Source organism: Ralstonia sp. ASV6 (assembly GCF_016429285.1).
GTDB lineage: Bacteria > Pseudomonadota > Gammaproteobacteria > Burkholderiales > Burkholderiaceae > Ralstonia > Ralstonia flaminis.
On sequence record NZ_JAELUI010000202.1, the window covers coordinates 1 to 7121 of the forward strand.

The 7121-nt window shown below is 64.0% G+C and carries 6 protein-coding genes and 1 pseudogene; 1 reads left to right on the plus strand and 6 read right to left on the minus strand.

The features are described from left to right. Positions 1 to 109 (plus strand): annotated as a pseudogene (locus JHD73_RS25435) (oxidoreductase); the annotation flags it as partial. Between the two features lie 285 nt (positions 110 to 394). On the opposite strand, the gene JHD73_RS25440 reads toward JHD73_RS25435, so the two are convergent. The 6 genes from JHD73_RS25440 to JHD73_RS25465 form a co-directional block, all read right to left on the minus strand. Continuing rightward, positions 395 to 1849 carry an efflux transporter outer membrane subunit gene (locus JHD73_RS25440; protein ID WP_269848306.1) on the minus strand — a complete coding sequence of 485 codons (1455 nt, stop codon included), beginning with the start codon at positions 1847 to 1849 and terminating at the stop codon, positions 395 to 397. 304 nt (positions 1850 to 2153) lie between these two features. Further along, positions 2154 to 3317, minus strand: a complete 1164-nt coding sequence (locus tag JHD73_RS25445) for an ABC transporter permease (RefSeq protein WP_199032945.1) — start codon at positions 3315 to 3317, stop codon at positions 2154 to 2156. Next, the gene (locus JHD73_RS25450; RefSeq protein ID WP_199032946.1) at positions 3314 to 4285 is read right to left on the minus strand and encodes an ABC transporter ATP-binding protein; all 972 of its coding nucleotides are present in this window, start codon (positions 4283 to 4285) and stop codon (positions 3314 to 3316) included. Before JHD73_RS25450 ends, JHD73_RS25445 begins: the two co-directional genes overlap by 4 nt. Continuing rightward, positions 4282 to 5268 carry an HlyD family secretion protein gene (locus tag JHD73_RS25455; RefSeq protein WP_199032947.1) on the minus strand — a complete coding sequence of 329 codons (987 nt, stop codon included), beginning with the start codon at positions 5266 to 5268 and terminating at the stop codon, positions 4282 to 4284. The genes JHD73_RS25450 and JHD73_RS25455 overlap by 4 nt, the downstream gene beginning before the upstream one ends. A 48-nt stretch (positions 5269 to 5316) precedes the next feature. Further along, positions 5317 to 6054: a TetR/AcrR family transcriptional regulator gene (locus tag JHD73_RS25460; RefSeq protein WP_199032948.1), complete on the minus strand. Its 738-nt coding sequence runs from the start codon at positions 6052 to 6054 to the stop codon at positions 5317 to 5319. Between the two features lie 207 nt (positions 6055 to 6261). Then, a partial coding sequence (locus JHD73_RS25465) for a LysR family transcriptional regulator (protein ID WP_199032949.1) occupies positions 6262 to 7121 on the minus strand: 860 nt, incomplete at its 5' end.

Consider the following 7121-nt stretch of genomic DNA (forward strand, 5'->3'; position numbering starts at 1 on the left):
TGACATGCTGCAGCGGGGGCGCAAGCTGGGGGTGGATGTGTCGCTGCTGCGTGTGGCGTATGCGCATTTGCAGGCGTATCAGCAGCGGTTGTTGCGGCCTGCTGTTTGAGCGGTGGTGCTTTTGGGGAGGGTTGGGGCTTGGTGGCCCACCTCCCTTTCATCCTCTGCCGGGGCTGACTCACTTTCTTTGTCTTGCCAAAGAAAGTAAGCAAAGAAAGGCGCGCCCGAGATGGCGACTTCCCCTTGAATTTATGTCGCAGGGAGGGGGAGGAGGCAAACTCGCTTCGCTCAAACAGCCTCCTCTCTTCTTCCTCCCAGCAACAGAAATTCAAGGCGCCATCTAGGGCAGGGTACGGCCACACCGTCTGGATGCAGATGTTGTCGCCAACGTCGTTTATTGCTGCCAACCGCCGCCTAGTGCTTGCATCAGGGCGGCGGAATCCAACAGACGATCTGCGCGGCTCTGTACCTGCTGCAGCGTTGCTTGGTCGACTTGACGCTGTGCATCGAGCAGCGTGAGCGTGCTGATGCCACCTGCGGCGTGGCGGGCTTGGGCAGCTTGCAATGTCTGCTGTGCCTGATCGGTTGCCAGTGCGCGTGCCTGCAGCGCTTGCGCGTCGTTGTGCACGGCGTGCAGTGCATCGGCCACCTCTTGCAAGCCCTGTAACACCGTCTGTTTGTACGCGGCGCCCGCTGCGTCGTAGGCGGCTTCGGCCTCGCGCTTCTTTGCGCGCAGCGTACCACCGTGGAAGATCGGTTGCGTGAGCCCGGCGCCCAGGTTCCAGATGCTGGAGCCAGCGCCCAGCACATTGCGGAAACCCGTCGTCTCAGAACCCAGCCCCGCTGACAAGGTGATCCGCGGGAACAGGTTGGCCGTGGCAACACCCACGTTGGCACTGGCCTCGTGCAGCATCGCCTCGGCCGCGCGAATGTCAGGCCGGCGCTGTGCGAGCGTAGACGGCAACGACACCGGCAGTGGATCAGGCAAGCGCATGGCATCCAGCGTGGGCAGATCTGGCAACCCCACCCCCGGCTCACGGCCTAGCAGCACCGACAACCGATGCCGCATCTGCGCGGCCTGCTGGGCGAGCGGTGGCAGTGTCGCTTCCGTCTGCGCGACGAGGGTGCGCTGCGAGAGCACGTCAACGTTCGCCACACCACCCAGGGTCAAGCGGCGCTCGGTGATCTGGAGCTGCTTGCGCTGCTCCGCTACCAGCCGCTGCGTGGTGGCGATCTGCGCATCGAGCGAGGCGATGCGCACCACCGACGTCACCACATTGCCGGCGAGTGCCAGGCGTGCTGCCTCCAGCTCATAGCGCTGCGTATCCACTTCCGCACGCGATGCTTCCAATGCCCGGCGCACGCCGCCGAAGAGGTCCAGCGCATACGACACCGACAGCGATGCCGAGTACAACGTGAACGGCCCAGGCTTGGGCGTGTTGAAGCCAAACGCTTCCGGATTGACCTGCTGCCGCACGGCAGACACGGTGCCATCCACCGTGGGCAGCGCATAGCCGAACTGCGCCTCGGCTTCAGCCTGAGCCTGGCGCAGGCGTGCCTCAGCCTGCGTCACCGTGGGGCTGGCATGCAGCGCTTCATCGACCAGCGCGTCGAGCGCTGGAGATTGAAACAGGTGCCACCAATCCGCCGGCACATTGGCATCAGCCAAATGCTGCACTTCACCACCTGGGATGGGCGCAGATGCCGTCTCGCGCGGCACAGGCTGTGCGGAGTAGCCCGATGCCACAGGCGCGGCAGGCGTCTTGAAGTCGGGGCCGACGGCGCAACCGCTCATCGCCAATGCAACAGCCAACACAGCACCCAAACCCAACGCCCGCACCACCCGCAATTGCCCCAACGCCAACGCACGCCCACTGACGGTTTGGCCGTACCCTGCCCTAGATGGCGCCTTGAATTTTCGTAAGCGGGCGGAAAAAAGACGGGAAACTGTTTGAGCGAAGCGAGTTTTTCCCGTCTCCGCCCGGTTACGGAAATTCAAGGAGTCTTTCGCCATCTCGGGCGCGCCTTTCTTTTGCTTACTTTTCTTTGGCAAGACAAAGAAAAGTGAGTCAGCCCCGGCAGGGGATGAAACAAGGGATGGACCACCACGGCCATCACTGCGAAACATCAGAAACATATGCATGGCCGCCACCTCAATCCAGCGTCTTGCGATAAAACCGCAACGCAATACTCAGCACCACCACCGTAAACACCATCAACGGCCAGATGCTCGGCCACAGCTCGAACCACCCATTCCCCTTGAGCAAAATCCCACGCGTGAGCCGGTTGAAATACGTCATCGGCAGCAGGTTGCCAATCATCTGCGCCCACTTCGGCATGCCCACAAACGGAAACATGAAGCCCGAGAGCAAGATGTTCGGCAGGAAGTAGAAGAACGTGAGCTGCGTTGCCTGCAACTGGTTCTGCGCGAGCGACGACAACGTGATCCCCACCGTCAGGCTCGCCACGATAAACAGCAGTGCCGACACGTAGACCATCCACACGCTGCCAACAAATGGCACCTGAAAGACGAAGTACGCCATCAGCAAGATGATGGTCACCTGCACCAGCCCGATGAAGATGTACGGCACGATCTTGCCCGTCATCACTTCCAGCGGATGCACTGGCGTCGCGAGCAGGTTTTCCATGGTGCCGCGCTCGCGCTCGCGCGTCATGGCCAGGCCGGTCATCATCACCATGGTCATCGTGAGGATGGTGCCCATCAGGCCGGGGATGATGTTGTACTGCGTGACGCCTTCCGGGTTGTAGAGCTTGTGGACGCGCACGTCGAATGGCGGTGCGCCACCGCTCGTGCCACCAGCCAGCGGTGCCAGCGCGCCCTTCATGTCCTTGTCGATCACGCCTTGCACCAGTTGCGAGAGCGAGGCCACTGCCAGCCCCGTAGCGGCGGGGTCGGTGGCATCCGCCTCGACCAGCAGCGAGGGCTTTTCGCCGCGCACCAGCTTGCGCGTGAAGTCCGGCGGGATGGAGACAACGAACTGCAGCTGCCCCTTGGCCAGCGCCTCGCGCCCGGCCGTTTCGTCGGGCAGCGTGTTGGCCAGGTCGAAATAATCGGAGTTGCGCATGCCGGCCAGGAAGCTGCGCGTGAACTCGCTCTGGTCCGCCGCAATGACACCGGTCAGCAAGTGCTTCGGGTCGGCGTTGATGGCAAAGCCGAACAGGAACAACTGCATGATCGGAATGCCGATCATCATGGCGAAGGTCACGCGATCCCGCCGCAGTTGCAAGAACTCCTTGAGCACCACGCTCCACCAGCGCTGGAACGAGAAGCGGTTGCCGTGAATGGTGAGGCTCATGGCTGCGCTCCGTAGTTGTCGGACGAGCCACGCATCATGTGGATGAAGACGTCTTCCAGGCCGGTATCGATCGGCGCCACGCGCACGCCCGATTCACTGGCAAGACTGCGCAGCGTGGCTTCCAGTGCCTGTGCATCGGCGCCCGTCACATGCAACACCGAGCCGAACGCGACGGTCTGATCCACGCCGGGCTGGCCTTCGAGCTTGCGCCCCAAGTCGACCAGATTGCCACCCATCACCGACCACGTCGACAGCCGCTGGCTGGCAATCACCTCGCTGGCGGTGCCTTGTGCCAGCAGTTCGCCATACGCAATGTAGGCGAGCTTGTGGCAACGCTCGGCCTCATCCATGTAGTGCGTGCTGACCAGCACCGAGATGCCCTGTGCGGCAAGGCGGTGCAGTTCCTCCCAGAAGTCGCGGCGGGCTTTCGGGTCGACACCGGCGGTGGGTTCGTCAAGCAGCAGCAACTCCGGCTGATGCAGCATGCAGGCCGCCAGCGCCAGCCGCTGCTTCCAGCCGCCCGACAACGCGCCCGCCAGTTGCTTGGCACGCGAAGCGAGACCTAGGGTCTCCAGCGCGTGGTCCACCGCTTCGCGCCGGTTGGGCATCTCATACAGGCGCGCAACGAAGTCGAGGTTCTCGCGAATGGACAGGTCATCCCAGTACGAGAAGCGCTGCGTCATGTAGCCGACGCGACGCTTGATCTGGGCAGACTCCGTGAGGATGTCGAAACCGAGACACGTGCCACTGCCGCTGTCGGGGGTGAGCAGCCCGCACATCATGCGGATCGACGTGGTCTTGCCGCTGCCGTTGGGCCCGAGAAAGCCAAAGATCTCACCGCGCGCAACCTGCATCGAGAGGTCTTTTACGACGTGCTTGTCGCCGAAGTACTTGTTCAGCCCGTGCACGTCGATGGCGTAATCACGCGCACTCGCGCCACTGCCGTTGTGATTGCCCGAGGTGGTCATTGCAACGTCACCTCAACGGGCTGGCCCGGGCGCAGCTTGGGGCCATCGGCCGCCGTGGGACGCGCCTCCACCATGAAAACAAGCTTGTCGCGCGTGGTGTTGCTATAGATCACGGGCGGCGTGTACTCCGCCTCGTTGGCAACGTAGGTGACGGTGCCATTCACATCTGCCGCGCAGCCATCGCAGTGAATGCGCGCCGCCTGCCCCGGCTTGAGCGCACCGACCACACCCTGAGGCACGAAAAAGCGCACCTTCACGTTGGCGGGCGGCAACATGCGCACGACCGGGCTGCCGGCGCCCACCCATTCACCCTCTCGATAGAGGGTGTCGAACACAAGACCGCCCTGGCTTGCCTTCTGCGCCTTCTGGTCGAGCTTCCATTGGGCTTGGGCGACGGCGGCACGTGCCGCCTCAACCTGTGCCGCTTGTGCGCGGATCTGGTCATTGCGTGCCGGCAGTTGGGCAATGCGCAGCTGGTTAGTCAGTTCGCGTACGCGCTGGGCGTTGGTCTGTGCGGTGGAGCGACTGGAGTCGAGCTGCGCCTGCGGGATACCGCCCGCACGGAACTGCGCCTCATCACGCGTGAGCTGAATCGCAGAGAGCTTGTCAGCCGCCACCGCCTGCGCCAGTTGCGCGCGCACCGCATCGACTTCGGGCACGCGCTTGCCAAGGTTCAGATCGGCCAATTGTGCTTCGGCCGATTGCAGTTGCGCGGCGGCCTGCTGGCGCGCGGCAGTTTCATCAACGGACTCGAGCACAAACAACGGTGCCCCGGCGCTGACGGTCTGCCCACGCTGCACACCCAGATGGTCCAACCGCCCACCCACGGACGAGGCGACATAGACGAACTCGCCTTCCACATAACCCTGATAGGTGTTGGTGTCCTGCTTTGCGCAGCCACTCAACGCCACGACAGCCGCTGCAACTGACGCTGCGGCCGCCACCAGACACCCTGTCCTGCTGTTCCACAACGCTTGCCGCATACCGTACTCCGCCGGAATGGATTGATGCGATTGATCCGTTGCAACGCCCTACTTGCGCGTCTTGCTCTTGGCTGCCTTGACCGCCTTGCCGCCAGCATCCGCTGCCACGCTCCCCGGGCCGATGCCGTGCAGCAGCAGCGCTGCCACATGTCGGCCGATCGCCGCATCGTCCACCTGGTCTGCCTGGGGCAACCGCCCCCACAGTGGCCGCGTGGCCAGCGGCAGCATCGCGAGACCGATCACCGAGAGCATCAACAGCGGCGGCTGCAACGCGGGGTTCACAGCCCCGGCAGCCTGCGCGCGGGTAATGCGCTCAACGATCAGCTTGGCGCGCTCCAATGCAATGCGCTCGAACACGCGCTCGCGCAACTGGCCGCCATCACTGGCGACCTCGCGAATCCACAGCGGCGGAAACCACGGCGTGCTTGCGGCCATCGCCACCATGCGCTGCGCCACGCCCGCGATCGTCTGCGCCAAGTCCTGCAGGTGGCTGTCGTCGGCAATGCGCTCTAGCGCCGGGCCCGTCACCTGATCGACCAGCGGACGGATGCGCGCCTCAACCACCGCGTCAAGCAACTGGTCGCGCGTCTTGAAGTGGTAGTGCACCATCGGCGCCGTCACGCCAGCCTCGCGGGCAATGGCGGCGAGCGTGGTCGGGCCGACACCGTCACGCGCAAACAGCGTCACAGCCATGTCGAGTAGGCGGTCGCGCAGGTCGTCCTGCGTCGAACCATCGCGTCGACGGGGACGGCCCGGGCCGCGTGGGGAAGGTTTGCGTGTTGCCATGCGCCGAATATTAATTGTCGAATTAATTAATTTCAAGGCAAAGACACGGAGCCGAGCAACTCAGTGAGATCGGCTGCACGTTCGGGGAGGCGCGCGGGACTTGGGCGGCGGCCGGAAGCAAGTTCGGACGCCGGGATGACCCCACGGTCAACGACGGCACCGTACTGCCGCTACGACAGCAGCATCCGCTTCGACGTGGCTCACGCCTCAGCCATTCGCTGTTGCGGCATCGAGCTGGGCAAGGCGTACGAGTAGACGATCCTGCGCTTCGCTCGGGAAGCTCGACGTGCGACGTACGGCAAACACGGTATTCAGGCAGCGCCGCGTTGTCATCGGTCGCACGACTTGCAAGCGTCCGCGCTCCACCGCCTCGTGAATGGCATGCAGCGGCAGCACCGACCAGCCCACGCCAGCCTCCACCAGCGTACTCACCTCCTCCAGATCCGACACGTGATGTGCGCTCACGGTCGTCTCGGGCATGCGCCGGAAGAGCGCTTTGAACCACAGGCCGTACACCGCATCGGACTCGTCATAGGTGACGAAGGGCAGCGCGGCACAGTCGGCCAGCGTGCGTGGGGCACCCTGCTCGCGCAATGCGCGCGCGCTGCACGCGAGCACGAACTCCTCGGTGTAGACAGCGTGGTGCTCAAACAAGCGTGAAGTGCGCGGTGTGTAGACGAAGCCGAGGTCTGCGCGACCGGATTCGACATGGCCAAAGACTTCGTCGTCGCTGCCGAACGCCAGCTCCAGACGCACGTCGTCGAGCAGCGGTGCATCGGATTCCGGCGACGGCGTCAGCAGTGCCGGCATCAACACATAGCGCCCAAAGCTGGAGCCGCTGGCCAGCTTGAGCGACACGCGTTCCATCTCGCCGCTGTGCAGTGCGGCGCGCAATTCATCGAGCCCGGCAAACGCATCACGGCACCACGCACGCACCGAAGCACCGGCCCGCGTGAGCACGAGCTTGCGCCCCGAGCGCTCGAACAGGGGTACGCCCAGCCATTGCTCCAGTTGCCGCATCTGGTACGACAGTGCCGGCTGCGACACAGCCAGGCGGTCAGCCGCAC

Bases quoted from the DNA above. Each gene is read 5' to 3' on its own strand.
- JHD73_RS25445 (WP_199032945.1), bottom strand. From the start codon at position 3,317: ATGAGCCTCACCATTCACGGCAACCGCTTCTCGTTCCAGCGCTGGTGG.
- JHD73_RS25450 (WP_199032946.1), bottom strand. From the start codon at position 4,285: ATGACCACCTCGGGCAATCACAACGGCAGTGGCGCGAGTGCGCGTGAT.
- JHD73_RS25455 (WP_199032947.1), bottom strand. From the start codon at position 5,268: ATGCGGCAAGCGTTGTGGAACAGCAGGACAGGGTGTCTGGTGGCGGCC.
- JHD73_RS25460 (WP_199032948.1), bottom strand. From the start codon at position 6,054: ATGGCAACACGCAAACCTTCCCCACGCGGCCCGGGCCGTCCCCGTCGA.